This is a genomic window from Streptomyces sp. NBC_00354, assembly GCF_036106915.1.
Lineage (GTDB): Bacteria > Actinomycetota > Actinomycetes > Streptomycetales > Streptomycetaceae > Streptomyces.
In genome coordinates this window covers 6,116,296-6,139,133 of record NZ_CP107983.1, presented here as the reverse complement: position 1 = coordinate 6,139,133, position 22,838 = coordinate 6,116,296, and the positions used below count along the sequence as shown (strand labels likewise).

25 protein-coding genes and 1 pseudogene are annotated in these 22,838 nt (G+C 73.2%); 7 read left to right on the top strand and 19 right to left on the bottom strand.

Going from position 1 to position 22,838, the window contains the following annotated elements:
- Window positions 1–47: 47 nt before the first annotated feature.
- The 6 genes from OHT74_RS28145 to OHT74_RS28120 all read left to right on the top strand — a co-directional run bounded on the left by OHT74_RS28145 (window position 48) and on the right by OHT74_RS28120 (window position 6,977).
- A complete protein-coding gene (locus OHT74_RS28145; RefSeq protein WP_443047583.1) occupies window positions 48–1,424 on the top strand; it encodes an ADP-ribosylglycohydrolase family protein in 1,377 nt (458 codons plus the stop codon).
- A 7-nt stretch (window positions 1,425–1,431) separates the two neighbouring features.
- Window positions 1,432–2,577, top strand: a complete 1,146-nt coding sequence (locus tag OHT74_RS28140; RefSeq protein ID WP_328621747.1) for an ADP-ribosylglycohydrolase family protein — start codon at window positions 1,432–1,434, stop codon at window positions 2,575–2,577.
- A gap of 68 nt (window positions 2,578–2,645) precedes the next feature.
- Window positions 2,646–4,007 carry an ADP-ribosylglycohydrolase family protein gene (locus OHT74_RS28135; RefSeq protein WP_443047734.1) on the top strand — a complete coding sequence of 454 codons (1,362 nt, stop codon included), beginning with the start codon at window positions 2,646–2,648 and terminating at the stop codon, window positions 4,005–4,007.
- Window positions 4,004–4,945: a ribokinase gene (gene rbsK, locus OHT74_RS28130; protein WP_266667980.1), complete on the top strand. Its 942-nt coding sequence runs from the start codon at window positions 4,004–4,006 to the stop codon at window positions 4,943–4,945. Before OHT74_RS28135 ends, rbsK begins: the two co-directional genes overlap by 4 nt.
- Window positions 4,942–6,174, top strand: a complete 1,233-nt coding sequence (locus OHT74_RS28125) for a CaiB/BaiF CoA transferase family protein (RefSeq protein ID WP_266667978.1) — start codon at window positions 4,942–4,944, stop codon at window positions 6,172–6,174. Before rbsK ends, OHT74_RS28125 begins: the two co-directional genes overlap by 4 nt.
- Window positions 6,171–6,977 carry an HpcH/HpaI aldolase/citrate lyase family protein gene (locus tag OHT74_RS28120; protein ID WP_266667976.1) on the top strand — a complete coding sequence of 269 codons (807 nt, stop codon included), beginning with the start codon at window positions 6,171–6,173 and terminating at the stop codon, window positions 6,975–6,977. The genes OHT74_RS28125 and OHT74_RS28120 overlap by 4 nt, the downstream gene beginning before the upstream one ends.
- Before the next feature lie 111 nt (window positions 6,978–7,088).
- Here the strand turns inward: OHT74_RS28120 and lgt are convergent, their stop codons facing one another.
- The 11 genes and pseudogenes from lgt to hisI all read right to left on the bottom strand — a co-directional run bounded on the left by lgt (window position 7,089) and on the right by hisI (window position 16,265).
- A complete protein-coding gene (lgt, locus tag OHT74_RS28115; RefSeq protein ID WP_328621746.1) occupies window positions 7,089–8,081 on the bottom strand; it encodes a prolipoprotein diacylglyceryl transferase in 993 nt (330 codons plus the stop codon).
- A 293-nt stretch (window positions 8,082–8,374) separates the two neighbouring features.
- A pseudogene (locus tag OHT74_RS28110) lies at window positions 8,375–9,154 on the bottom strand (DsbA family protein); the annotation flags it as partial.
- Between the two features lie 135 nt (window positions 9,155–9,289).
- Entirely contained in the window at window positions 9,290–10,102 is an 813-nt protein-coding gene (gene trpA / locus OHT74_RS28105) for a tryptophan synthase subunit alpha (RefSeq protein ID WP_266667972.1), read from the bottom strand.
- Complete coding sequence (gene trpB / locus OHT74_RS28100) at window positions 10,099–11,352, bottom strand: tryptophan synthase subunit beta (protein WP_266667970.1); 1,254 nt, start codon at window positions 11,350–11,352, stop codon at window positions 10,099–10,101. The genes trpA and trpB overlap by 4 nt, the downstream gene beginning before the upstream one ends.
- Before the next feature lie 222 nt (window positions 11,353–11,574).
- Complete coding sequence (trpM, locus tag OHT74_RS28095) at window positions 11,575–11,784, bottom strand: tryptophan biosynthesis modulator TrpM (RefSeq protein ID WP_328621745.1); 210 nt, start codon at window positions 11,782–11,784, stop codon at window positions 11,575–11,577.
- 8 nt (window positions 11,785–11,792) lie between these two features.
- Complete coding sequence (gene trpC / locus OHT74_RS28090) at window positions 11,793–12,602, bottom strand: indole-3-glycerol phosphate synthase TrpC (protein WP_266667966.1); 810 nt, start codon at window positions 12,600–12,602, stop codon at window positions 11,793–11,795.
- A gap of 182 nt (window positions 12,603–12,784) precedes the next feature.
- Window positions 12,785–13,273 carry a DUF2752 domain-containing protein gene (locus OHT74_RS28085; protein WP_328621744.1) on the bottom strand — a complete coding sequence of 163 codons (489 nt, stop codon included), beginning with the start codon at window positions 13,271–13,273 and terminating at the stop codon, window positions 12,785–12,787.
- Window positions 13,274–13,343: 70 nt separating this feature from the next.
- A complete protein-coding gene (locus OHT74_RS28080; protein ID WP_266667962.1) occupies window positions 13,344–13,595 on the bottom strand; it encodes an HGxxPAAW family protein in 252 nt (83 codons plus the stop codon).
- A 96-nt stretch (window positions 13,596–13,691) separates the two neighbouring features.
- Window positions 13,692–14,363 carry a TIGR02234 family membrane protein gene (locus tag OHT74_RS28075; RefSeq protein WP_328621743.1) on the bottom strand — a complete coding sequence of 224 codons (672 nt, stop codon included), beginning with the start codon at window positions 14,361–14,363 and terminating at the stop codon, window positions 13,692–13,694.
- 14 nt (window positions 14,364–14,377) lie between these two features.
- Window positions 14,378–15,883 carry an anthranilate synthase component I gene (locus tag OHT74_RS28070; RefSeq protein WP_266667958.1) on the bottom strand — a complete coding sequence of 502 codons (1,506 nt, stop codon included), beginning with the start codon at window positions 15,881–15,883 and terminating at the stop codon, window positions 14,378–14,380.
- A 19-nt stretch (window positions 15,884–15,902) separates the two neighbouring features.
- A complete protein-coding gene (gene hisI, locus OHT74_RS28065) occupies window positions 15,903–16,265 on the bottom strand; it encodes a phosphoribosyl-AMP cyclohydrolase (RefSeq protein WP_053786912.1) in 363 nt (120 codons plus the stop codon).
- An 84-nt stretch (window positions 16,266–16,349) separates the two neighbouring features.
- Between hisI and OHT74_RS28060 the strand changes: the two genes are divergently transcribed.
- Window positions 16,350–16,982 carry a TIGR03085 family metal-binding protein gene (locus tag OHT74_RS28060; protein ID WP_328621742.1) on the top strand — a complete coding sequence of 211 codons (633 nt, stop codon included), beginning with the start codon at window positions 16,350–16,352 and terminating at the stop codon, window positions 16,980–16,982.
- 85 nt (window positions 16,983–17,067) lie between these two features.
- Here OHT74_RS28060 and hisF read toward each other — a convergent pair whose 3' ends face one another.
- The 8 genes from hisF to hisD are packed head-to-tail and all read right to left on the bottom strand — an operon-like array spanning window position 17,068 to window position 22,802.
- Entirely contained in the window at window positions 17,068–17,823 is a 756-nt protein-coding gene (hisF, locus tag OHT74_RS28055) for an imidazole glycerol phosphate synthase subunit HisF (protein ID WP_266667953.1), read from the bottom strand.
- Window positions 17,823–18,224 carry a RidA family protein gene (locus OHT74_RS28050; protein WP_266667939.1) on the bottom strand — a complete coding sequence of 134 codons (402 nt, stop codon included), beginning with the start codon at window positions 18,222–18,224 and terminating at the stop codon, window positions 17,823–17,825. The genes hisF and OHT74_RS28050 overlap by 1 nt, the downstream gene beginning before the upstream one ends.
- Window positions 18,221–18,955 carry a bifunctional 1-(5-phosphoribosyl)-5-((5-phosphoribosylamino)methylideneamino)imidazole-4-carboxamide isomerase/phosphoribosylanthranilate isomerase PriA gene (priA, locus tag OHT74_RS28045; protein ID WP_266667934.1) on the bottom strand — a complete coding sequence of 245 codons (735 nt, stop codon included), beginning with the start codon at window positions 18,953–18,955 and terminating at the stop codon, window positions 18,221–18,223. The genes OHT74_RS28050 and priA overlap by 4 nt, the downstream gene beginning before the upstream one ends.
- The gene (hisH, locus tag OHT74_RS28040; protein WP_266993964.1) at window positions 18,955–19,605 is read right to left on the bottom strand and encodes an imidazole glycerol phosphate synthase subunit HisH; all 651 of its coding nucleotides are present in this window, start codon (window positions 19,603–19,605) and stop codon (window positions 18,955–18,957) included. Before hisH ends, priA begins: the two co-directional genes overlap by 1 nt.
- Window positions 19,602–19,769: a hypothetical protein gene (locus OHT74_RS28035; protein ID WP_266993965.1), complete on the bottom strand. Its 168-nt coding sequence runs from the start codon at window positions 19,767–19,769 to the stop codon at window positions 19,602–19,604. The genes hisH and OHT74_RS28035 overlap by 4 nt, the downstream gene beginning before the upstream one ends.
- A 2-nt stretch (window positions 19,770–19,771) precedes the next feature.
- Window positions 19,772–20,365, bottom strand: coding sequence for an imidazoleglycerol-phosphate dehydratase HisB (gene hisB / locus OHT74_RS28030; RefSeq protein WP_030155936.1), 594 nt, complete (start codon window positions 20,363–20,365; stop codon window positions 19,772–19,774).
- Complete coding sequence (locus OHT74_RS28025; protein WP_266667928.1) at window positions 20,362–21,483, bottom strand: histidinol-phosphate transaminase; 1,122 nt, start codon at window positions 21,481–21,483, stop codon at window positions 20,362–20,364. Before OHT74_RS28025 ends, hisB begins: the two co-directional genes overlap by 4 nt.
- Window positions 21,480–22,802, bottom strand: a complete 1,323-nt coding sequence (hisD, locus tag OHT74_RS28020; protein WP_266667926.1) for a histidinol dehydrogenase — start codon at window positions 22,800–22,802, stop codon at window positions 21,480–21,482. Before hisD ends, OHT74_RS28025 begins: the two co-directional genes overlap by 4 nt.
- Window positions 22,803–22,838: the final 36 nt, after the last annotated feature.

Sequence of the window (22,838 nt, the reverse complement as noted above, 5' to 3'; positions counted from 1 at the left end):
CCGGGCCGGGGGGCGGGGGCCTGCCCCCGCTTCCGGGAACGGGCGGGGTGGGGGAGCTCACCGACCCCGCGCCGCCCCCGCCCGGCCCGGGCTGCGGCCCGCGCGCCGAAGTCCGTACCGCCCCGGCCGCGGTGGCAGGGGCCGTAGCCGCCCCGGCGGCGGGACCGACCGCGAGCGCGGGCGGGCGCGCCGCAGCGGGCGGACCCGCGGGCGGATCCGCCCGGAGCGGCGGCAGGCCGCACACGCAGGTGCGTACCGGCCCCGCAGGAGCCGCGCAGGTCCGCACCCCCCAGCCCCCCGCCGGGGCCCGCCGGATCGAGGGGTTGCTGCTCGGGCTCGCCGCAGGCGATGCCGCCGGGTGGCCCGCCGCCCGGCACCGGGCCAGCCGCATGCCCGAGTGGACCCGCCGCCTCACCCGCGAGCTCGACACCTTCGCCGAGCAGAACCAGACCACGACCCTCCCCGTGCCCATCGCCCTGAACCAGCCCCCGGAACCCCTGCGCCTCGGCCCCTCCGACGACGCCGAATGGGCTGCCTTCGCCGCCGAATCCGTGCTCACCGCGGCCGGCGTGCTGCTCAGCGACCTCAGCCGGTCCCGCCGGATGCGGGCCGCCATCGACCTCGCCTGGAACGCCCTGGCCAGCGAGATCGCCGCTGCGGCCGAGCGCGCCCCCGAGGTGGAGTCGGCCGTGCTCCCGCTGCGCGCCCGCATCTCCGTGCGCGCCGGCCTCGGCAACCTCGCCGCCGGCCTGCGCCCGCCCGCCACCGGCCACGACAACCCGCACTACTTCGACGACGCCGCCTGCATCCGCGCCTGCGTCCTCGCCGTCGTCCACCCCGGGGACCCTGCCGCGGCCGCGGACCTCGCCGAGTTCGACGCCCGCTACACCCAGGACGGCGACGGGGTCCACGGCGCCCGCGCCATGGCCGCCGCCATCGCGGCCGCCCTCGCCGGCGCCGGCACCGACACCGCCGTCGACGCCGCCCTCGGCCAGCTCCCCGAGGCCACCGAGATCGGCCGCAACGCCCGGCACGCCGTCAAGCTCGCCCGTACCCACAGCGACGGGGGCGGCGCCTTCGCCATCGTCCCCACCCTCGAGCACGAGATCGTGGACCACGTCTACAGCTACGGCATCGCCGCCGCCGAGACCGTCCCCGTGGCCCTCGCCCTCGCCACCGCCGCCCGCGGCCGCGCCTCCGAGGCCGTCCCGGCCGCGGCCTGCCTGTCCCGCGTCGCGGACTCCGCCCCCGCCCTCGCCGGCGCGCTCACCGGCGCCCTCGGCGGCGGCGACTCGATCCCCACCGCCTGGCGCGAGGCCTGCCGCACCCTCTCCGGCTGCGCCCTCCCCCGCCTCGCCGGCACCGATCTGGTCGAACTCGCCGCGCTGCTCGCTCGTACGGAACTCACCTCACCCAAGGGATGATTCGGACATGACGCTCACTCTCGAAGACCGGGCGGCGGGCTGCCTCGTCGGAGCCGCCGTCGGTGATGCGCTCGGCGGTCCGGTGGAGGGCTGGTCCCCGGACCGGATCGTGGAACGGCACGGCGGCCGCGTGCACGGCATCGTCGGCCCGTGGCACGAGGACTGGCGCACGGCCCGCCCCATCGCGCCGTACCACAAGGGCGACGGCCACGTCACCGACGACACCCTCATGACGCATGCGCTGGTACGGGTCTACGAAGCCGTACGGGACCACCTCGACGCGTACGCGATCGCCGACCACCTGGTCCCGGACCTGATGACCAACCCGCGCTGGATCCCCGAACTCGAGGCCGAGGCCCTGCCGCTCCAGCGGATCTTCCTGGCCGAGAAGTGGATCGTGACCCGGCTGCACTACGCCCACGCGGACCCGCGCGAGGCGGGCAACGGCAACATCGTCAACTGCGGTGCGGCGATGTACATGGCGCCGGTCGGCATCGTCAACGCCGGGAACCCGGCGGGCGCGTACGCGGAGGCGCTGGACGCCGCCGGCGCGCACCAGTCCTCGTACGGGCGCGAGGCGGCGGGCGTCTTCGCGGCGGCGGTCGCGGCGGCGTGCGTGCCGGGGGCGACGGCGTCCTCGGTGGTGGACACGGCCCTGGCGCTGGCCAAGGACGGCACGCGGGCCGCCATCTCGGCGGTGTGCGAAGTCGCTTCGCACCACCGGGACTTCGAGTCGGCCCTGGCCCCCCTCCGGGCGGCCGTCGCCCCGTACGACTCGGTCGGCCCGGACTACCGCTCCCCCTCGCTCGGCGCCCGGCGCCCGTCCCGCCTCCACTCGATCGAGGAGCTCCCGATCGCGCTCGGCATGCTGATCGTCGCCGACGGTTCGTACGAGGGCTCGGTGCTCGGAGCCGTCAACTACGGCCGGGACTGCGACTCCATCGCCACGATGGCGGGAGCGATCGCCGGAGCCCTGTCCGGCGCCTCGGCGGTCCCGGCGGCCTGGGCCAAACAGGTCGCCGAGGCCAGCCGCCTCGACCTGCACGCCCCGGCGTCGGCACTGGCCGCGGTGACCCGCGAGGTCTTCGCCCTGGACCACGCCCGCCGCCGCGCCCACGAGTCGGCCTTCACCTCGATCGCCGCCCCGCAGTGACCGGCACCCCGCCCTGCGATTCCGTCACGGACGCGGCCGCGACCCCCGGCGGCGGTTCGGCCGCGGCGCTGCGGCTCAGCTGGGTGCAGCCCGAGGACCTGGTCGGGCACGAGCTGCGGCAGGCCGCCGAGGACGGGCGGGACGCGGAGCCCCTGCTCCGTGCCTGGCTCGCGGCCGGCGGCCACCCGGCCCCCGGCCGGGCCGGCGCCTCCACCGCCCCGGCCCCGCCGGAGCTCCGCGCCCTGGCGTCCCGGCTCCTGACCGAACTCGAAGGCCTCCCCTCCCCGTCGGCCCGGGACGAGCCGACCTCCTGGCCGGCCATCACCGCCACGTGGACCGCGACGCCGGTCCCCGCCGGCCACCGGGTCGGCCCCGGGCTGCGGGAGCGGCTCGAGCGGGCCTGGGTGGGGCGGGCCGTGGGGTGCGTGCTCGGGAAGCCCGTGGAGAAGCTCCCGCTCGAGGGGATCCGGGCCCTGGCCCGGGCCGCCGGGAACTGGCCCCTGGACGACTGGTTCACCGAACACGGCGTCCCCGCGGAGCTGCTGGCCGCCCACCCCTGGAACCGGCGCTCCGCCGCCACCTCCCTCGCCGAGAACATCGACGGCGCCCCCGAGGACGACGACCTCAACTACCCGCTCCTGAACCTGATCCTGCTGCGCCGCCACGGCAAGGGCTTCACCACCGCCGACGTCGCCCGGCTCTGGCTCGACGAGCTCCCCGCCGGCCGGACCTTCACCGCCGAGCGCCTCGCGTACCGGAACCTGCTGCTCGGGCTCGGGCCCCCGGCCACCGCCACCCACCACAACCCCTTCCGCGAATGGATCGGCGCCCTCATCCGGGCCGACGTCCACGGCTGGACCAACCCCGGCGACCCGGCCGCCGCCGCGGCCCAGGCGTACCGGGACGCCGCCCTCACCCACACCGGCAACGGCATCTACGCCGCCCTCTTCACCGCCGCCGCCATCGCCGAGGCCGCCGGCGGCCGGGCCGACGTCCACACCGCGCTCCGGGCCGGACTGGCCGTCGTACCGCCCCGCTCACGCCTCGCCGAGGCCGTCCGGCACGCCGTCGACACGGCCGCCCGGCACGCCGACGCCGGCTTCGACCGCGTCGTGGACCACCTGCACGCCCGGTACGGGCACTACCACTGGGTCCACGCCATCCCCAACACCGCCCTGATCGCCGCCGCCCTCACCCACGCCGACGGGGACTTCACCCGCTCCGTCTGCCGTGCCGTGTCCGGCGGCTGGGACACCGACTCCAACGGGGCGACCGCCGGCTCCCTCGCCGCACTCGTCGACCCGAACGGCGTCCCGCACCGCTGGTCCGCCCCCCTCAAGAACCGCCTCGCCACCACCGTCCCCGGCTTCGACGGCATCGGCTTCGACGCCCTCGCCCACCTCACCGCACAGGAGGCAGCCCGCCCATGACGGCCATCGCCGTGCTCGGCAGTACCAACATGGACCTCGTCGCCTACGTCCCCAAGGCCCCCCGCCTCGGGGAGACCGTCACCGGCCGCGAGTTCCGCACCCTTCCCGGCGGCAAGGGCGCCAACCAGGCCGTCGCCGCCGCCCGCTGCGGCGGGGAGGCGGTGATGATCGGCGCGGTCGGGGCCGACGAGTTCGGTGTACGGCTGCGCTCCGCGCTCACCGCGGCCGGGGTCGAGACGGCGGCCCTGCGCACCGTCGAGGGCGCCAGCGGCACCGCCCACATCACCGTGGACGACGAGGGCGGGAACAGCATCATCGTCATCCCCGGCGCCAACGCCCACGTCACCGGCCTGGAGGCGGGCGACGACTCCCGTATCGGCGCCGCCGACTCGCTCCTCCTCCAGCTCGAACTCCCGCTGTCCGCCGTCCTCGCCGGCGCGCTCGCCGCCCGCGCCCACGGCGTCCGTACGGTCCTCACCCCGGCCCCCGCCCAGCCGCTGCCCGCGGAACTGCTCGCCGCCACCGACCTGCTGGTCCCCAACGAGCACGAGGCCGCCGCCCTGACCGGCCTCACCGACCCGTACCAGGCCGCCGAGGCCCTGCTCCACGAGGTCCCGGAGGTCGTCATCACCCTCGGCGCGGCCGGGTCCCTGTACGCCGCCCGCGGGCGCGAGCCGCTGACCGTGCCCGCGCCCCGGGTCCGGGCGGTGGACACCACCGCCGCCGGGGACACCTTCGTCGGCGCGCTCGCCGTGGCCCTCGGGGAGCACCGGCCCATGCCGGAGGCGCTGCGCTGGGCGTCGGCGGCGGCCGCGCTCTCGGTCCAGCGCCCGGGAGCCCAGGACTCGATGCCGACCCGCGCCGAGACGGACGCCTTCGCCGCGACGGCGGCCCGTCCCGAGGCCGGGACCGGCCGCTCCTCGGGAGCCGCCTCATGACCCCCGACGGGCCGCCCGGGGCCGGGGCCGACGGCGGATCCACGGCCGGGCCGCTGGCCGGGATGCGGGTGCTGGACCTCGCCACGCTCTTCGCCGGGCCGCTCGCCGCCACCCTGCTCGGGGACTTCGGCGCCGACGTCGTCAAGGTCGAGCACCCGCAGCGCCCGGACCCCTCGCGCGGCCACGGCCCCGCCAAGGACGGCGTCGGCCTGTGGTGGAAGCTGCTCGGCCGGAACAAGCGGACGATGACCCTCGACCTGTCCACCCCCGGCGGGCGCGACACCCTGCTGCGGATGGCCGCCACCGCCGACGTGGTCATCGAGAACTTCCGTCCCGGAACCCTCGAGAAATGGGGCCTTGGCTGGCCCGAGCTGTCCGCCGCCAACCCGCGGCTGATCCTGACCCGCGTCACGGCCTTCGGCCAGCAGGGCCCGTACGCCCACCGCCCCGGCTTCGGCACCCTCGCCGAGGCGATGAGCGGCTTCGCCGCGATCACCGGGGAGCCGGACGGCCCGCCGACCCTGCCGCCCTTCGGCCTCGCCGATTCGATCGCCGCGCTGACCACCGCGTACGCGGTGATGACCGCGCTCGCCGGCCGCGACCTCAGTGGCCACGGGCAGGTGGTGGACCTGGCCATCATCGAGCCGATCCTCACCGTGCTCGGCCCGCACCCGCTCTGGTACGACCAGCTCGGCTACGTCCAGCCGCGCACCGGCAACCGCTCCACCAACAACGCCCCCCGGAACACCTACCGCAGTGCGGACGGGCGCTGGCTGGCGGTCTCCACCTCCGCCCAGTCCATCGCGGAGCGCGTCATGCGGCTCGTCGGCCGGCCCGAACTGATCGCCGAGCCCTGGTTCGCGACCGGCTCCGGCCGGGCCGCCCACGCTCCCGTCCTCGACGAGGCCGTCGGCGGCTGGATCGGGCGCCACAAGGCCGACGACGTGCTCGCCGCGTTCGAGGAGGCCGAGGCCGCCGTTGCCCGGGTCTACGACGTACGGGACGTCATGGCCGATCCGCAGTTCGCGGCCCTGGACACCGTCACCGAGGTCGAGGACCCCGAACTCGGCCCGCTCCGGATGCAGAACGTCCTGTTCCGGCTGTCCGAGACTCCCGGCGGGATCCGCTGGGCGGGCCGCCCGCACGGCGCGGACACCGACGCCGTACTCACCGAACTCGGCCTGTCCGAGGCCGAGATCAGCGCACTCCGGATGGAGGGGGCCCTGTGATCCTGACCTGGCTCTACGTACCCGGCGACCGCCCGGAGGTGGTCGCCAAGGCCCTGCACTCCGGGGCCGACGCCGTCATCGTCGACCTCGAGGACGCGGTGTCGGCCTCCCGCAAGGAGTACGCCCGCGCCGCCACCGCGGAACGGCTGGCCGAGCGGCCCCCGGTCCCGGTCTTCGTCCGCGTCAACGCCCTGGACTCCCCCTGGGCCGGCGCCGACCTCACCGCCCTGACCGGCCTGCACGGCCTCGCGGGGCTGCGGCTGCCGAAGGTCTCGGCCCCGCAGCAGATCTCCGCGGTCGCCGACCGCACCGGCGGGGTGGCCCTGCACGCCATGCTGGAGTCGGCGCTGGCCGTGGAGCGCGCGTACGAGATCGCCCGCGCGCACCCCGCCCTGCGCGGGCTCTCCCTCGGCGAGGCCGACCTCCGCGCCGATCTGGGCATCAGCGCGGAGGCGGGCCTGGACTGGCCCCGCTCGCGGGTGGTGGTCGCAGCCCGGGCGGCGGGGCTGGCCCCGCCCGCCCAGTCGGTCTTCCCCGACATCCGGGACCTCGAGGCGCTGGCCGTCTCCTGTGCCCGCGGCCGGGCTCTGGGCTTCCTGGGCCGGGCGGCGATCCACCCGCGCCAGCTGCCGGTGATCGAGCGGGCGTACCTGCCCGCCCCGGAGGAGGTCACCGCCGCCCAGGAGATCGTCGCGGCGGCCCGCCGCACCCCGGGCGCGGTGGCCCTGCCGGACGGCCGCTTCGTCGACCCTGCGGTCCTGGCGGGCGCGGAACGGGTCGTCGCGCTCGCCCGACGGGAATGACGGCCGCGCCCCCGGCCGGCTGGACGGCCGGGGCGTCGTCGGTGGAACCGAAGACGGGAGGGGCGCCGCGCGGTGGCGCGGCGCCCCTCCCGTGTGATCCGGACGACCCGGTCAGAGCTTCTTGGCGGCCTTCGGAGCCTCGGCGTCGGGTTTCGGCTCGGAGTCCTCGGCCTCGGCGGTGGCCGGGGTGTCCGCGCCGGCGTCCGCCGTCTTGTCCGCGTCCTCGACGGCCTTGCCTTCGCCTGCCTTGCCCTCGTCGGTCTTGGTCGCCGGGTCGGATGCCGCGGGTCCGCGGTCCGGCTCCACGACCTCCTCGCGGCCCGGCCGCAGCTTCGCCGACAGCACGAGATAGACCACGGCCAGGACGAAGACCACGATCGAGGTCCACACGTTCAGCCGGAGGCCCAGGATGTGGTGGGCCTCGTCGACCCGCATGTACTCGATCCAGCCGCGGCCCACGCAGTACGCGGCGACGTACAGGGCGAACGCCCGGCCGTGGCCCAGCTTGAAGCGGCGGTCGGCCCAGATCACGAGCGCGGCGACGCCGAGGCACCACAGCGACTCGTACAGGAAGGTCGGGTGGTAGGTACCGGCGACCCGGTTGGGGCCGTCGCTGATCTCGACCGCCCAGGGCAGGTCGGTGGCCCGCCCGTACAGCTCCTGGTTGAACCAGTTGCCCCAGCGGCCGCAGGCCTGGGCCAGCGCGATACCAGGGGCCAACGCGTCGGCCCAGGCCGGCAGCGGGATGCCGCGCAGGCGGCAGCCGATCCAGGCGCCCACCGCGCCCAGCGCGATGGCGCCCCAGATGCCGAGGCCGCCCTCCCAGATCTTGAAGGCGTCGACCCAGTTGCGGCCCTCGCCGAAGTACAGCTGGTAGTCGGTGATCACGTGGTACAGGCGACCGCCGATCAGGCCGAACGGCACGGCCCACACCGCGATGTCCGCGACCGTGCCCGGCTTTCCGCCGCGCGCGATCCACCGCTTGTTGCCGAGCCAGACGGCGACGAAGACGCCGATGATGATGCAGAACGCGTAGCCGCGCAGCGGGATCGGTCCGAGATGGATCACGCCGGTCGACGGGCTGGGGATATAGGCAAGGTTCATGGCAGTGCCGACGCTACCCTGCCGGGCGGTACGGACCGCAACCCGCCCGGCAACCTGGCGCCAAATCGAGACGGGACTCAGGGGGTGTCCGCGGCCCCCTTCGCGACCCCGGCCGATCCGGCCCGCGACCCCGTCGAGGACGACCCGGACATGCCCGAGGAAGTGGACGAGGACTTCACCGAGCCCGACGAAGAGCCCGACGAAGAGGCCGACGGCGACGCGGACGCCGCACCCTTCGCGCCCTTCCCGGAGGGGCTGGGCGAGGCGGACGGCGAGGAGCTCGCGCCCCCGGTGCCCTTCGCGGTGCCCTCCACCTGCTCCTTGAGCTTCTGCGGGGTGATGGGGTTGGCCTGGTCGGCGAAGAGGTCCTTGCCGTTCAGCAGCACGGTCGGGGTGCCCTTGAACTTCCCGGCGCGGAAGGCCTCGAACGACTTGTCGACCCAGCTGTTGTGCGTCCCGTCCTCGACGCACTTGCGGAACTCCGGGGTGTCCAGCCCGTCCACCTTGGCGGCCAGCTCCAGCAGCTTGGCGTTCTTCCCGTAGGCGTCGTCGACCTCCTGCGGCTGGTTCTCGAACAGGACGTCGTGGTACGCCGCGAACTTTCCGGCGTCCTGCGCGCAGGCGGCGGCGTTCGCGCCCTTCAGCGAGCCGCTGCCGCCCATGTTCCCGTCGATCAGGGTGACGATGTGGTAGTCGACCTTGAGCAGCCCCTTGGCCTCCAGGTCGTGGATCGTGTCCCGGTAGTTGGTCTCGAAGGACTTGCACGCCGGGCAGCGGAAGTCCTCCCACACCGTCAGCGTGGACTTGGCCTCGGGCTTGCCCGTCTGGATGGCGAGCGCGTCCTTGCCGGTGGCCCCGGAGGGAGCGGTCACCGGGCCTCCGCCGGCGGACTTGTCGCTGCCGGTGTTGGCCGCGATCAGGCCGACGACGGCCGCCAGGCCGAGGACGCCCACCACGGCCGACGCCACGATGAGGGTACGCCGCCGCTTTTCCCTCTTCTTCTCGCGCTCACGCTCCACCTGGAGCCGCTCGCGGGCCGATCGTTTCGCTTCGCGGTTCGCACCGTCGTTCATCTCGCTCACGTTCGGCCAAACGAAGCGGGGAGGCACTCGCGTGCCTCCCCGCCCCCACTTCCACCCGATCGGACTACAGAACCCGGTCAAGGGTTCGCGCCGTCAATCGAACGCGTGGGTCAGCTCCTGCGTACGTCAGCTCCTGCGTACGCCTTCCGCGAGCTCGCCCGCCAGCGCCCGTACGGCGGCCAGCCCGGCCGGCAGGTCCGGCGCGTCCAGCAGCAGCTTCACGAACGCCGAGCCGACGATCACCCCGTCGGCGAAGCCGGCGACCTCCTTGGCCTGTACGGCGTTGGAGACGCCGAGGCCTACGCAGACCGGGATGTCGGTGGTGGCGCGGGTACGGCGGACCAGCTCCTGGGCCTCGTGGCCGACCGACTCGCGGGTGCCGGTGACGCCCATCAGCGAGGCGGCGTAGACGAAGCCGGAACCGGCGGCCGTGATGGTCGCCAGGCGCTCGTCCTTGCTGCTCGGAGCGACGACGAAGACGGTCGCCAGACCGTGCTTGTCGGCGTGCTCACGCCACAGCGCGGACTCCTGGACCGGCAGGTCGGGCAGGATGCAGCCCGCACCGCCCGCCGCGGCCAGCTCGGTGGCGAACCGCTCGACGCCGTAGCGGTCGATCGGGTTCCAGTACGTCATCACCAGCACCGGGGCCCCGGTCGCCGCGTGGGCCTCGCGCACGGTGCGCAGCACGTCGGCGATCTTGACGCCGCCGCGCAGGGCGATGTCGTCGGCGGTCTGGATGATCGCGCCGTCCAGGACCGGGTCGCTGTGCGGGAGGCCGACCTCGACCACGTCCGCGCCGCCCGCGATGACGGCCTTGACGGCCTCGATGCCGCCGTCGACGGTCGGGAAGCCGGCCGGGAGGTAGGCGACGAGGGCCGCGCGGTCCTCGGACTTCGCCTTCGCGAGGGTGGCCGAGAGGAGTTCGATGTTGCCGCTCACTTGGTCTCCCCCTCGGAGGCGTCGGTGTCGTAGAGGTTGAAGTAGCGGGCCGCCGTGTCCATGTCCTTGTCGCCGCGGCCGGACAGGTTGACCACGATCAGCCCCTCCTTGCCCAGCTCCTTGCCCAGGTCGAGGGCGCCCGCGAGGGCATGTGCCGATTCGATCGCCGGGATGATGCCCTCGGTGCGGGAGAGCAGGCGCAGGGCCTGCATCGCGGCGTCGTCGGTGACCGCGCGGTACTCGCCGCGGCCCGAGTCCTTGAGGAAGGAGTGCTCCGGGCCGATGCCCGGGTAGTCCAGACCGGCCGAGATCGAGTACGGCTCGGTGATCTGGCCCTCCTCGTCCTGGAGGACGTACGAGCGGGAGCCGTGCAGGATGCCCGGCTCGCCGGCGGTCAGCGTGGCCGCGTGCTCGCCGGTCTCGACGCCGTGCCCGGCGGGCTCGAAGCCGACCAGGCGGACGCCGGCGTCCGGGATGAAGGCGTGGAAGAGGCCGATGGCGTTGGAGCCGCCGCCGACGCAGGCCGCGACGGCGTCGGGCAGCCGGCCGGCGCGCTCCAGGATCTGGCGGCGGGCCTCGACGCCGATGACCCGGTGGAAGTCGCGGACCATGGCCGGGAAGGGGTGGGGGCCTGCGACCGTGCCGAAGAGGTAGTGGGTGCGGTCCACATTGGCGACCCAGTCGCGGAACGCCTCGTTGATGGCGTCCTTGAGGGTCCGGGAGCCGGACTTCACCGCGATGACCTCGGCGCCCAGCATCCGCATCCGGGCCACGTTCAGGGCCTGGCGCTGGGTGTCGATCTCGCCCATGTAGACGGTGCACTCGAGGCCGAAGAGCGCGCAGGCGGTGGCGGTGGCCACGCCGTGCTGACCGGCTCCGGTCTCGGCGATGACGCGGGTCTTGCCCATGCGCTTGGTGAGCAGCGCCTGGCCCAGCACGTTGTTGATCTTGTGCGAGCCGGTGTGGTTGAGGTCCTCGCGCTTGAGGAAGATCCGGGCGCCGCCGGCGTGCTCGGCGAACCGCGGCACCTCGGTGAGGGCACTGGGCCGGCCGGTGTAGTTGACCATCAGGTCGTTGAGCTCGGCCGCGAAGGCCGGGTCGACCTTGGCCTTCTCGTACTCGACGGCGACCTCGTCCACGGCGGCGACGAGCGCTTCCGGGATGAACTTGCCGCCGAAGTCGCCGAAGTAGCCCTCGGCGTTGGGGACGTGACCCTCCGGGTCCGGAATGAAGAACGAGCTGCTGGACATGCCCAGTACTCCTACGGGTGCGATGGGATGGATGCACCGTATTGCGCTGCAGGCCCGCCGCACGCGCACCCCGCTGCGGGGGTGGGGATGCGTACGGAGGCTGCGGCCCGCGCCCGGAGCCGGCGGCTCGGGGCGACAGGCCGTGAGCGAGCACCGCGCGGGGCGGTACGCCGGGCGGCGTCGGGTGACGACGTCAGGCGTACCGGACCGGGACGGCCCTCGTTACAGCGCGCCTGCGGTGCGCCATCGCATGCCGTTGACCTGTCCGGGCTCGGAGCCGATCACGTACCTGACCCGCCGCCCGTGCACCCGCCGGGCCGGGGCGCGGCAGCCGCGGGGGCGGCAGCCGCGCGCCAGGGGCGCGTGCGCCGTCGGCACGCCGGCCGGGCCACGGCCCGGTCGGGTGCGGACGGAGGGGCGGTTGGGGGCCATGGGACGGGTCAGCTCCGTCCGTGGCGCAGGGCGGGGTGGGCGCCGGCGGCGACGAGGTCGGCCACGGCCGACTTCGGGTCGCGTCCGGTGACCAGGGACTCCCCGACGAGGACGGCGTCGGCGCCCTCGTTGGCGTAGGCGATCAGGTCGTGCGGCCCGCGGATGCCGGACTCGGCAACCTTGACGATGTGGGCCGGGATCTCGCCGACGACGCGCTCGAAGGTGGAGCGGTCGACCTTGAGGTCCTTGAGGTTGCGGGCATTGACGCCGATGATCTTGGCGCCGGCTGCAACCGCGCGCTCGACCTCGTCCTCGTCGTGGACCTCGACGAGCGGGGTGAGCCCGATGGACTCGGCCCGCTCGATGAGGGAGACGAGGGCCTCCTGTTCCAGGGCCGCGACGATCAGCAGCACGAGGTCGGCGCCGTAGGCGCGGGCCTCCCACAGCTGGTACGCCGTGACGATGAAGTCCTTGCGCAGGATCGGGATGTCCACGCGCGCGCGGACGGCCTCCAGGTCGGCCAGCGAGCCGCCGAAACGGCGCTGCTCGGTGAGGACGGAGATGACCGCCGCACCGCCCGCCTCGTAGTCGGCGGCGAGTCCGGCGGGATCCGCGATCGCGGCCAGCGCGCCCTTGGAGGGGCTGGAGCGCTTGACCTCGCAGATCACCTTGACGCCGTCGCCCCGCAGGGCCGCGACGCCGTCCTTGGCCTGGGGCGCCTTGGCGGCACGCTCCTTGAGCTCGTCGAGGCTCACGCGGGCCTGCCGTTCGGCAAGGTCTTCGCGGACCCCTTCGATGATCTCGTCGAGCACACTCACGCGAGCGGCCCCCTTCCGGGTCGATGACGGTCGGCCGCCTTGCAGACACGTACAACTGCAAGGTCAGCAATCAAATGGTATCCGCAGGAGGCCTTGCGCTCCGCACGCGGTTGACGGCGTCCCAATCACTGGACATTCGGAATCCGGGATTCATATGGCCCCGGGCAGGCCGAATGCGTGCCTCAGGGGGCCAGGGCGGATCCGAACGGCACGTTTCGGACCACCACGAAAACCAGCGTCAGCACCCCGATGGCCCACCAGTACGGCCGCCGCAGGGCGAAGCGCGGGGCCGGGCCGCCGCGGTAGGCGCGAACCAGCCACAGGACCATGAAGCCGGCGAAGACGAAGTAGCCGACGACGGCCAGGGCATTTGCCCCGAAAGCGGTGATGAGATCGCCGTGGGCGAACGCATGCGCACTGCGCAGCCCGCCGCATCCGGGGCACAGAATTCCGGTCAGTCGAAAGAGCGGGCAGACCGGATAGTGGCCGGGTTCATTGGGATCCACGGCCCCCACGTACGCAAAGGCCAGGGCCGCCGAGGCCAGCGTGAGCGCCGGCACGGCCAGCCGCCGGGCGCGGCTCTGCGGCGGCGCGGGCGGCACGGGCGCGGGCCCAGGCACCGCGAAGGGGCTGCGTGAGGCGTCGTCCACCCGCTGATTCTCTCCGCTCATGACGAAAGGCGCAGCCCCACGGGGCCGCGCCTTTCGAAGGTGTACACCGGGACTCGCACCGTGGCGGTACTCAGACCTTGGCGGCGGCCTTGTTGGCGGCGATGACCACGGCCAGGTCCTCGTGGGCGGCCTTCGGCGCGCCCATGCCCGCGGCCTTCATCGCCAGGCCCACCACACCGCCGAGCGCGACGACGACGAGACCGGCCCAGAACCCGAGCGGGTTCGCGATCACCATGAACGCGCCGGAAATGCAGAAACCGATGAAGGCGATGGTGACACCGGTCCAGGCGGCCGGGGTGTGTCCGTGGTCAGTGCCCGCCATGAGTTGCTCCTCGTTTGCTCTGTCGCAGGGTGTTCAAAAACGCGGTCTGTGTCGAATGCTCGGTGCCCATTGTCCCGCACCGCGCGCGGTGCCTGGTCAGCGGGTCGGGTCCTCGCCGCGGTCGAGGGCCTTCCACAGGTCCTCGGGCCGGTCGGGGTCCACCGGTGCCGCCTTGCGGGCCCGGGGACTGCCGTCCCGCTCGTAGCGGCCGCCCATCGCCGGCCAGCTGCGGCCGAAGCGCAGGGCCAGCAGTCCGGCGACCAGGATCAGGGCCGCGCCGGCGGCCGTGATGTACGGCCAGGCGGTGTGCGTCAGCGCCCCCACCTGCGCCGCGGTGTCCGCGGTCGTACGGGCGGCCTGCGCGTCCAGCGCCTGCCGGTCGTCGGCGGCCAGCACCGCGGAGACGGCCGCGCCCAGACCGCTCAGCGCGAGCAGCCCGGAGACCAGCAGCCGGCTCCTGCCGCGTACGGCGAACACGGCCACCAGGGCCGCGAGGCCCACGATGGCCAGGGCCGCCGGGAGCCCGGTCACGGCCCGCCCGTCCGCGGTCAGCGGCAGCGAGCCGCCCCCCACGGCGGCGGTGCCGCGGGCCCAGACACGGCCGGAGGCGAGCAGGACGACGGTGGCACCGAGCGCGCCGAGCAGCAGGGCGACGGCCACGCTGCGACGGCCGCCGCGGCCGGCGCCACCGTCCGCAGTGTCCGGGGCTCCGGCGGAGGGGGCGTCGGTGTCGTTTCGGGGTGGGGGTACGGCACTCACGTACCCCACTATCCCTTACGCCGTCACGAGCCGTTCAGCCGGTTCGCCGCTCCCACCGCGCGCAGGACGGCGGCCGCCTTGTTGCGGCACTCGTTGTCCTCCAGCTCGGGCACCGAGTCCGCGACGACTCCCGCGCCGGCCTGGACGTACGCCGTGCCGTCGCGCAGCAGCGCGGTGCGGATGGCGATGGCCGTGTCGGAGTCCCCGGCGAAGTCGAGGTAGCCGACGCAGCCGCCGTACAGGCCGCGGCGGGAGGGTTCGAGCTCCTCGATGATCTGCATGGCGCGCGGCTTGGGCGCGCCGGAGAGGGTGCCGGCCGGGAAGCAGGCGGTGAGCACGTCGAAGGCGGTCCTGCCCTCGGCGACCCGGCCGGTGACGGTGGAGACGATGTGCATGACGTGCGAGTACCGCTCGATCGACATGAAGTCGACGACCTCGACCGATCCCGGCTCGCAGACCCGGCCCAGGTCGTTGCGGCCCAGGTCGACGAGCATCAGGTGCTCGGCGCGCTCCTTGGGGTCGGCCAGCAGCTCCTCGGCGAGCTCGTGGTCCTCCTGCGGGGTGGCCCCGCGGTGGCGGGTGCCGGCGATCGGGTGGACCATGGCCCGCCCGTCCTCGACCTTGACCAGGGCCTCGGGGCTGGACCCGACGACGTCGAAGCCGTTCTCGAAGCGGAACAGGTACATGTACGGGGACGGGTTGGTGGCCCGCAGCACCCGGTAGACGTCCAGCGCGGAGGCCTCGCACGGGGTCTCGAACCGCTGCGAGGGCACCACCTGGAAGGCCTCGCCGGCCCGGATCCGCTCCTTGATGTCCTCGACGGCGTCCCGGTACTTCTCGCCGCCCCACAGCGCCGAGACCGTGCCGTCCTCGAAACTGGGCATCTCGGAGGCGGGCAGCGGCGTGGGGGTGTACGGGGCGGGCCGCGCGAGGTCGGCCTCCATCACGTCGAGCCGGGCCACCGCGTCCGCGTACGCCTCGTCCACGCCGGTGTCGAGGTCGTTGTGGTTGATGGCGTTGGCGATGAGCTGGACGGTGCCGTCCCAGTGGTCCATGACCGCCAGGTCGGAGGTGAGCAGCATGGTCAGCTCGGGCAGCTGCAGGTCGTCGGCGGTGTGCTCGCCGATGCGCTCCAGGCGGCGCACGATGTCGTAGCCGAGGTAGCCGACCATGCCGCCGGTGAAGGGCGGCATCCCGCCCGCGAGGTCGCGGGGCGTGTGCAGGGTCTGGACGGTGGCGCGCAGGGCCTCGAGCGGGTCGCCGTCGGTGGGGACGCCGACGGGCGGGGTGCCGATCCAGTGCGCCTGGCCGTCGCGGACGGTCAGCGTGGAGTCGCTGCGTACGCCGACGAAGGAGTAGCGGGACCAGGAGCGGCCGTTCTCGGCGGACTCCAGGAGGAAGGTGCCCGGGCGTTCGGCGGCCAGCTTGCGGTAGAGCCCGACGGGGGTGTCGCCGTCGGCCAGCAGCTTGCGGCTCACGGGGATGACGCGGCGGTCCGCCGCGAGCTTGCGGAACGTCTCAAGATCCATGGCTTGGGACCCTACCTACCTATTCGGCCAGCGGAAGGACATCGGCGTCGAAGCACGTACGGGCGCCCGTGTGGCAGGCGGCGCCGACCTGGTCGACCTTGACGAGGAGGGTGTCGGCGTCGCAGTCGAGGGCGACGGACTTCACGTGCTGGAAGTGGCCGGAAGTGTCCCCCTTCACCCAGTACTCCTGGCGGCTGCGGGACCAGTACGTGCAGCGGCCGGTGGTCAGGGTGCGGTGCAAGGCCTCGTCGTCCATCCAGCCGAGCATGAGCACCTCACCGGTGTCGTACTGCTGGGCGATGGCGGGAACCAGGCCGTCGGCGGAGCGCTTGAGCCGGGCGGCGATGGCGGGATCGAGGGAGGACGTACTCATGGGGGCCATTGTGCCGCGCCCGGGCGGCGGTGACGGATCACCGTCCGCCTGATGAGCGGGCACGGGCCGGGTTCCGGCCGTAGGGTGGCCCCCATGTCTACCCATGCGAAGCGTGAACGCCTGCTGCTGGCGGACCTGTTGGAGGCGGCCGGGCCGGAGGCGCCGACGCTGTGCGAAGGCTGGCGGGCCCGGGAGCTGGCGGCGCACGTGGTGGTCCGGGAGCGTCGCCCGGACGCGGCGGGCGGCCTGCTGCTGAACGTCCTGAAGGACCGGCTGGACAAGGCGATGGCCGAGTACGCGGCCAAGCCGTACGAGGAACTGATCCAGCTGATCCGGACCGGCCCGCCGAAGATGTCCCTCTACGCGCTGAAGCAGATCGACGAGGCGGCGAACGCGGTGGAGTTCTTCGTCCACGCGGAGGACGTACGCCGCGCCCAGCCGGACTGGTCGCCGCGCCAGCTGGACCCCGTGTTCTCGGACGCCCTCTGGTCCCGCCTGGAGAAGCTGGCCCGGCTGACGGGCCGCCGCTCCCCGGTGGGCCTGGTGCTGCGCCGCCCGAACGGCCAGACGACGGTCGCCCACAAGGGCACCCCGGTGGTGACGGTCACCGGCGAACCGGGCGAACTGACCCTCTTCTGCTTCGGCCGCCAGGACGCTGCCGCTGTGGAACTGGACGGCCCGAAGGAAGCCGTCGCAAAGCTGACGGTGGCGAAGCTGGGCATTTAGCGCCTGCCCCGCCCCTTCCCGGAACCGGGGGCAGAGCCCCCGGTTCCGGGAAGGGGCGGGGCAGGGAAACGGCTCCGCGCAGCGGTCAGCGGACCGGGTGGCCGGCCTCGCGGAGGGTCTGCTTGACCTCACTGATCCGCAGGTCACCGAAGTGGAACACCGAGGCCGCGAGCACCGCATCGGCGCCCGCATCGATCGCCGGGGCGAAGTGCTCCAGCCTGCCGGCACCGCCCGAGGCGATCACCGGCACCGTGACGTGCTTGCGCACGGCCGCGATCATCTCGGTGTCGTACCCGTCCTTCGTACCGTCCGCGTCCATCGAGTTCAGCAGGATCTCCCCGGCGCCCAGTTCGGCCGCCCGGTGCGCCCACTCGACGGCGTCGATGCCGGTGCCCTGGCGGCCGCCGTGCGTGGTGACCTCGAAGGAACCGGTCGGCGTGCGACGGGCGTCGACGGACAGGACCAGGACCTGCCGCCCGAAGCGCTCCGCGATCTCCTGGATCAGCTCCGGCCGCGCGATGGCAGCGGTGTTCACGCCCACCTTGTCCGCACCGGCCCGCAGCAGCTTGTCCACGTCCTCCGCGGTGCGGACGCCGCCGCCCACGGTCAGCGGGATGAAGACCTGCTCGGCGGTCCGCCGCACCACGTCGTACGTGGTCTCGCGGTTGCCGGACGACGCGGTGATGTCGAGGAAGGTCAGCTCGTCGGCGCCCTCGGCGTCGTACAGCTTGGCCATCTCCACCGGGTCACCCGCATCGCGCAGATTCCGGAAGTTGACACCCTTGACGACGCGGCCGTTGTCCACGTCCAGGCAGGGGATCACGCGTACGGCGAGCGACATCAGGACTCCCCTCGGAAGGCTTCGACCTCGACCTCGACGACGAGGCTGGGGTCGATGAAGCCGGAGACGATGATCATGGAGGCGGCGGGGCGGACTGAGTCGAAGAGCTCCTTGTGGGCGCGGCCCACCTCGTCCACATCCCTCGCATGGGTGATGTACATCCGGGTCCGGACCACGTGCTCCGCACCCAGGCCGACCTGCTTCAGCGCGTCGATCGCGACGCGGAAGGAGTTGACGGTCTGCTCGTACGGGCCGCCGGCCACGATCTTGCCGTCGACGACGGAGGTGCAGCCGGAGACGAGCACGAGCCCGTTCGGCAGCTCCACGGCGCGGGAGTACCCCACGGCCTCCTCCCACGGGCCGCCCGACGAGATGCGGCGGACCTCACCAGCGCTGCTCATGAGCCGGACACCACCCGGAGGGCCTCTTCCAGGGTGAAGGCCTTGGCGTACAGGGCCTTGCCCACGATCGCGCCCTCGACGCCCACCGGCACCAGCTCGGACAGCGCCCGCAGATCGTCCAGCGAGGAGATCCCGCCGGAGGCCACGACCGGCCGGTCGGTGGCGGCGCAGACGTTCTTCAGCAGCTCCAGGTTGGGGCCGGTCAGCGTGCCGTCCTTGCCGATGTCGGTGACGACGTACCGGGCGCAGCCCTCGGAGTCCAGGCGCGCGAGGGTCTCGTAGAGGTCCCCGCCCTCGCTGGTCCAGCCGCGGCCCTTGAGGGTGGTGCCGCGTACGTCGAGGCCGATGGCGATCTTGTCGCCGTGCTCGGCGATGGCCTTGGCGGCCCACTCGGGGGTCTCCAGGGCGGCGGTGCCGAGGTTGACGCGGGTGCAGCCGGTGGCGAGGGCCGCGGCGAGCGAGGCGTCGTCGCGGATGCCGCCGGACAGCTCGACCTTGATGTCCATGGCGCCGGTGATCTCGGCGACCAGGGCGCGGTTGTCGCCGGTGCCGAAGGCGGCGTCCAGGTCGACGAGGTGCAGCCATTCGGCGCCGGAGGCCTGCCAGGCAAGGGCCGCGTCCAGCGGGGAGCCGTAGGAGGTCTCGCTGCCGGACACGCCGTGCACGAGGCGGACGGCCTGGCCGTCACGGACATCGACGGCAGGCAGCAGTTCGAGCTTGCTGGCGGTCATCAGAGGGTCTCGATCCAGTTGGTGAGGAGCTGGGCGCCGGCGTCGCCGGACTTCTCGGGGTGGAACTGGGTGGCCCACAGGGCCCCGTTCTCCACCGCCGCGACGAACGGCTCGCCGTGGGTGGCCCAGGTGACCTTGGGGGCGCGGATCACCGGGTTGGTGACCTCCAGGCTCCAGTCGCGCACCGCGTACGAGTGCACGAAGTAGAAGCGGGCGTCGTCGTCCAGGCCCTTGAAGGCCTGGCTGTCGGCCGGGGCGTCCACGGTGTTCCAGCCCATGTGGGGCACGATCGGGGCGCGCAGCGGCTCGACGGTGCCGGGCCACTCGTCGAGGCCCTCCGTCTCCACGCCGTGCTCGATGCCGCGTTCGAAGAGGATCTGCATGCCGACGCAGATGCCCATGACGGGGCGCCCGCCGGAGAGCCTGCGGCCGATGATCCAGTCGCCGCGGGCGTCCTTGAGGCCCTGCATGCAGGCGGAGAAGGCACCGACGCCGGGGACGAGGAGTCCGTCGGCGTCCATCGCCTTGTCGTAGTCGCGGGTGATCTCGACGTCCACGCCCACGCGGGCGAGGGCCCGCTCGGCGGAACGGACGTTGCCGAAGCCGTAGTCGAAGACGACGACGTTCTTGGTGGGGCGGGCAGCGCTCATTCCCAGATTCCTTGGATTCGCAGGACTCCGGCGGCGAGGCACATCGCGGAGCCGATGGCGAGCAGGATGATGACCGACTTGGGCATCTGCTGCTTCTGGAAGGAGTAGACGCCTCCGGCCAGGAAGAGACCGACGACGATCAGGATGGTGTTGAGGCCGTTCACGGCTAGAGGGCGCCCTTCGTGGAGGGCAGGATTCCGGCGGCGCGCGGGTCGAACTCGGCCGCGTAGCGCAGGGCGCGCGCGAGGGCCTTGAACTGGCATTCCACGATGTGGTGGGCGTTGCGGCCGTACGGGACGTGGATGTGCAGGGCGATCTGGGCCTGCGCGACGAACGACTCGAAGATGTGCCGGGTCATCGTCGTGTCGTACTCGCCGATCATCGGCGCCATGTTCTCGGGCTCGGTGTGCACGAGGTACGGGCGGCCGGACAGGTCGACGGTCACCTGGGCGAGGGACTCGTCGAGCGGCACGGTGCAGTTGCCGAAGCGGTAGATGCCGACCTTGTCGCCGAGGGCCTGCTTGAAGGCGGCGCCGAGCGCGAGGGCGGTGTCCTCGATGGTGTGGTGGCTGTCGATGTGCAGGTCGCCGTCCGTCTTGACCGTGAGGTCGAAGAGGCCGTGGCGGCCGAGCTGGTCGAGCATGTGGTCGTAGAAGCCCACGCCCGTCGAGACGTCGACCTTGCCGGTGCCGTCGAGGTTTATCTCGACGAGGACCGAGGTCTCCTTCGTGGTCCGTTCGACCCGTCCGATGCGGCTCATGCGTGCTGCTCCTTCTTCAGTGCGCGAACCGCTTCCAGGAACGCGTCGTTCTCGGCCGGGGTGCCGGCGGTGACCCGCAGCCAGCCCGGTACGCCGTTGTCCCTGACCAGGACACCCTGGTCGAGGATCTTCTGCCAGGCGGTGTGCGAGTCCTCGAACTTCCCGAACTGGATGAAGTTCGCGTCGGACTCGGTGACCTCGCAGCCGATCGCCCGCAGCTCGGTGACGAGGCGGTCCCGTTCGGCCTTGAGCTGCTCGACGTAGCCGAGCAGGGTGTCGGTGTGCTCCAGGGCGGCCAGCGCGGTCGCCTGGGTGACGGCCGACAGGTGGTACGGCAGGCGTACGAGCTGGACGGCGTCGACCACGGCCGGGTGCGCGGCCAGGTAGCCCAGGCGCAGCCCGGCGGCGCCGAAGGCCTTGGACATGGTCCGGGAGACCACCATGTTCGGGCGGCCCTCGATCAGCGGCAGGAGCGAGTCCCGGTGGCTGAACTCGACGTACGCCTCGTCCACGATGACCAGGGAGGCCGAACTCTGATCGACACGCGCCGCCTGCGCGGCCTCGTAGAGGGCGAGGACCGTCTCCGCCTCGACCGCGGTACCCGTGGGGTTGTTGGGCGAGGTGATGAAGACGACGTGCGGCTTGTTCTCGGCGATGGCCTGCTCGGCCGCCTCCACGTCGATCGTGAAGTCCTCGCGGCGCGGGCCGGAGATCCAGCCCGTCCCGGTGCCCCGGGCGATCAGCGCGTGCATCGAGTACGAGGGCTCGAAGCCGATCGCGGTGCGGCCGGGCCCGCCGAAGGTCTGCAGCAGCTGCTGGATGACCTCGTTGGAGCCGTTGGCGGCCCACACGTTCTCCCGCGCGACCGGGTGCTTGCCCGTACGGGTGAGGTAGGCGGCCAGCGCGGTCCGCAGCTCGATCGCGTCCCGGTCGGGGTATCGGTTGAGGGTGCGGGCGGCCTCGGATACGCGCTCGGCGATGCGCCGGACCAGCTCCTCGGGGAGCGGGTACGGGTTCTCGTTGGTGTTCAGCTGGACGGGCACGTCGAGCTGCGGGGCGCCGTACGGGGTCTTGCCGCGCAGCTCGTCCCGGATGGGGAGGTCGTCGATGCCGGTCACTTGCCAGGAACCTTCCACCCGAAGCGGGCCTTGAGGGCCGCGCCGTGCGCGGGCAGGTCCTCGGCCTCGGCCAGCGTCACCACGTGGTGGGTGACCTCGGCGAGGGCGTCCCGCGTGTAGTCGACGATGTGGATGCCGCGCAGGAAGGACTGCACGGACAGGCCGGAGGAGTGGCAGGCGCAGCCGCCGGTGGGCAGCACGTGGTTCGACCCGGCGCAGTAGTCGCCGAGCGAGACCGGGGCCCACGGGCCGACGAAGATCGCACCGGCGTTGCGGACGCGGGCGGCCCAGGCCGCGGCGTCGGCGGTCTGGATCTCCAGGTGCTCGGCGCCGTACGCGTCGACGACCTTGAGGCCGTCCTCCAGGGAGTCGACCAGCACGATCGCGGACTGCTTGCCCGCGAGCGCCGGCTTGATCCGGTCCTCGACGTGCTTGGTGGCCGCGACCTGCGGCTCCAGCTCCCGCTCGACGGCGGCCGCGAGCTCCTCGGAGTCCGTGACGAGCACGGCGGCGGCCAGCGGGTCGTGCTCGGCCTGGCTGATCAGGTCGGCGGCGACGTGCACCGGGTCGGCCGTGGAGTCCGCGAGAACCGCGATCTCGGTCGGGCCGGCCTCGGTGTCGATGCCGATCCGGCCGGTGAAGTAGCGCTTGGCGGCGGCGACCCAGATGTTGCCGGGGCCGGTCACCATGTTCGTGGCGGCGCACTCCTCGGTGCCGTACGCGAACATCGCGACGGCCTGCGCTCCGCCGGCCGCGTACACCTCGTCGACGCCGAGCAGCGCGCACGCGGCGAGGATCGTCGGGTGCGGGAGGCCCCCGAACTCTTTCTGCGGCGGGGACGCGAGCGCGATCGACTCGACGCCCGCCTCCTGCGCCGGTACGACGTTCATGACGACGGACGACGGGTACACGGAGCGGCCGCCCGGGGCGTACAGGCCCACGCGCTCGACCGGAACCCACTTCTCGGTCACGGTGCCGCCGGGGACCACCTGGGTGGTGTGCTCGCTGCGGCGCTGCTCGCGGTGCACGATCCGGGCGCGCCGGATGGACTCCTCGAGGGCGGCACGGACGGCCGGGTCGAGCTCTTCGAGCGCGGTCTTGAGCGCCTCGGAAGCCACCCTGACCTGCGAGAGCTCCACACCGTCGAACTTCTGCGCGTACTCGATCAGCGCCGCCGTGCCGCGATGATGGACGTCCTCGCAGATGGGCCGCACCTTCTCCAGGGCAGCTTCTACGTCGAACTCGGCACGGGGCAGCAGATCGCGCAGGGCGCCGCCCTCGGGGAGGGCGTCACCGCGCAGGTCGATACGAGAGATCACCTCCCAATTCTCTCAGACCGTCTCCCGCCACCGTCC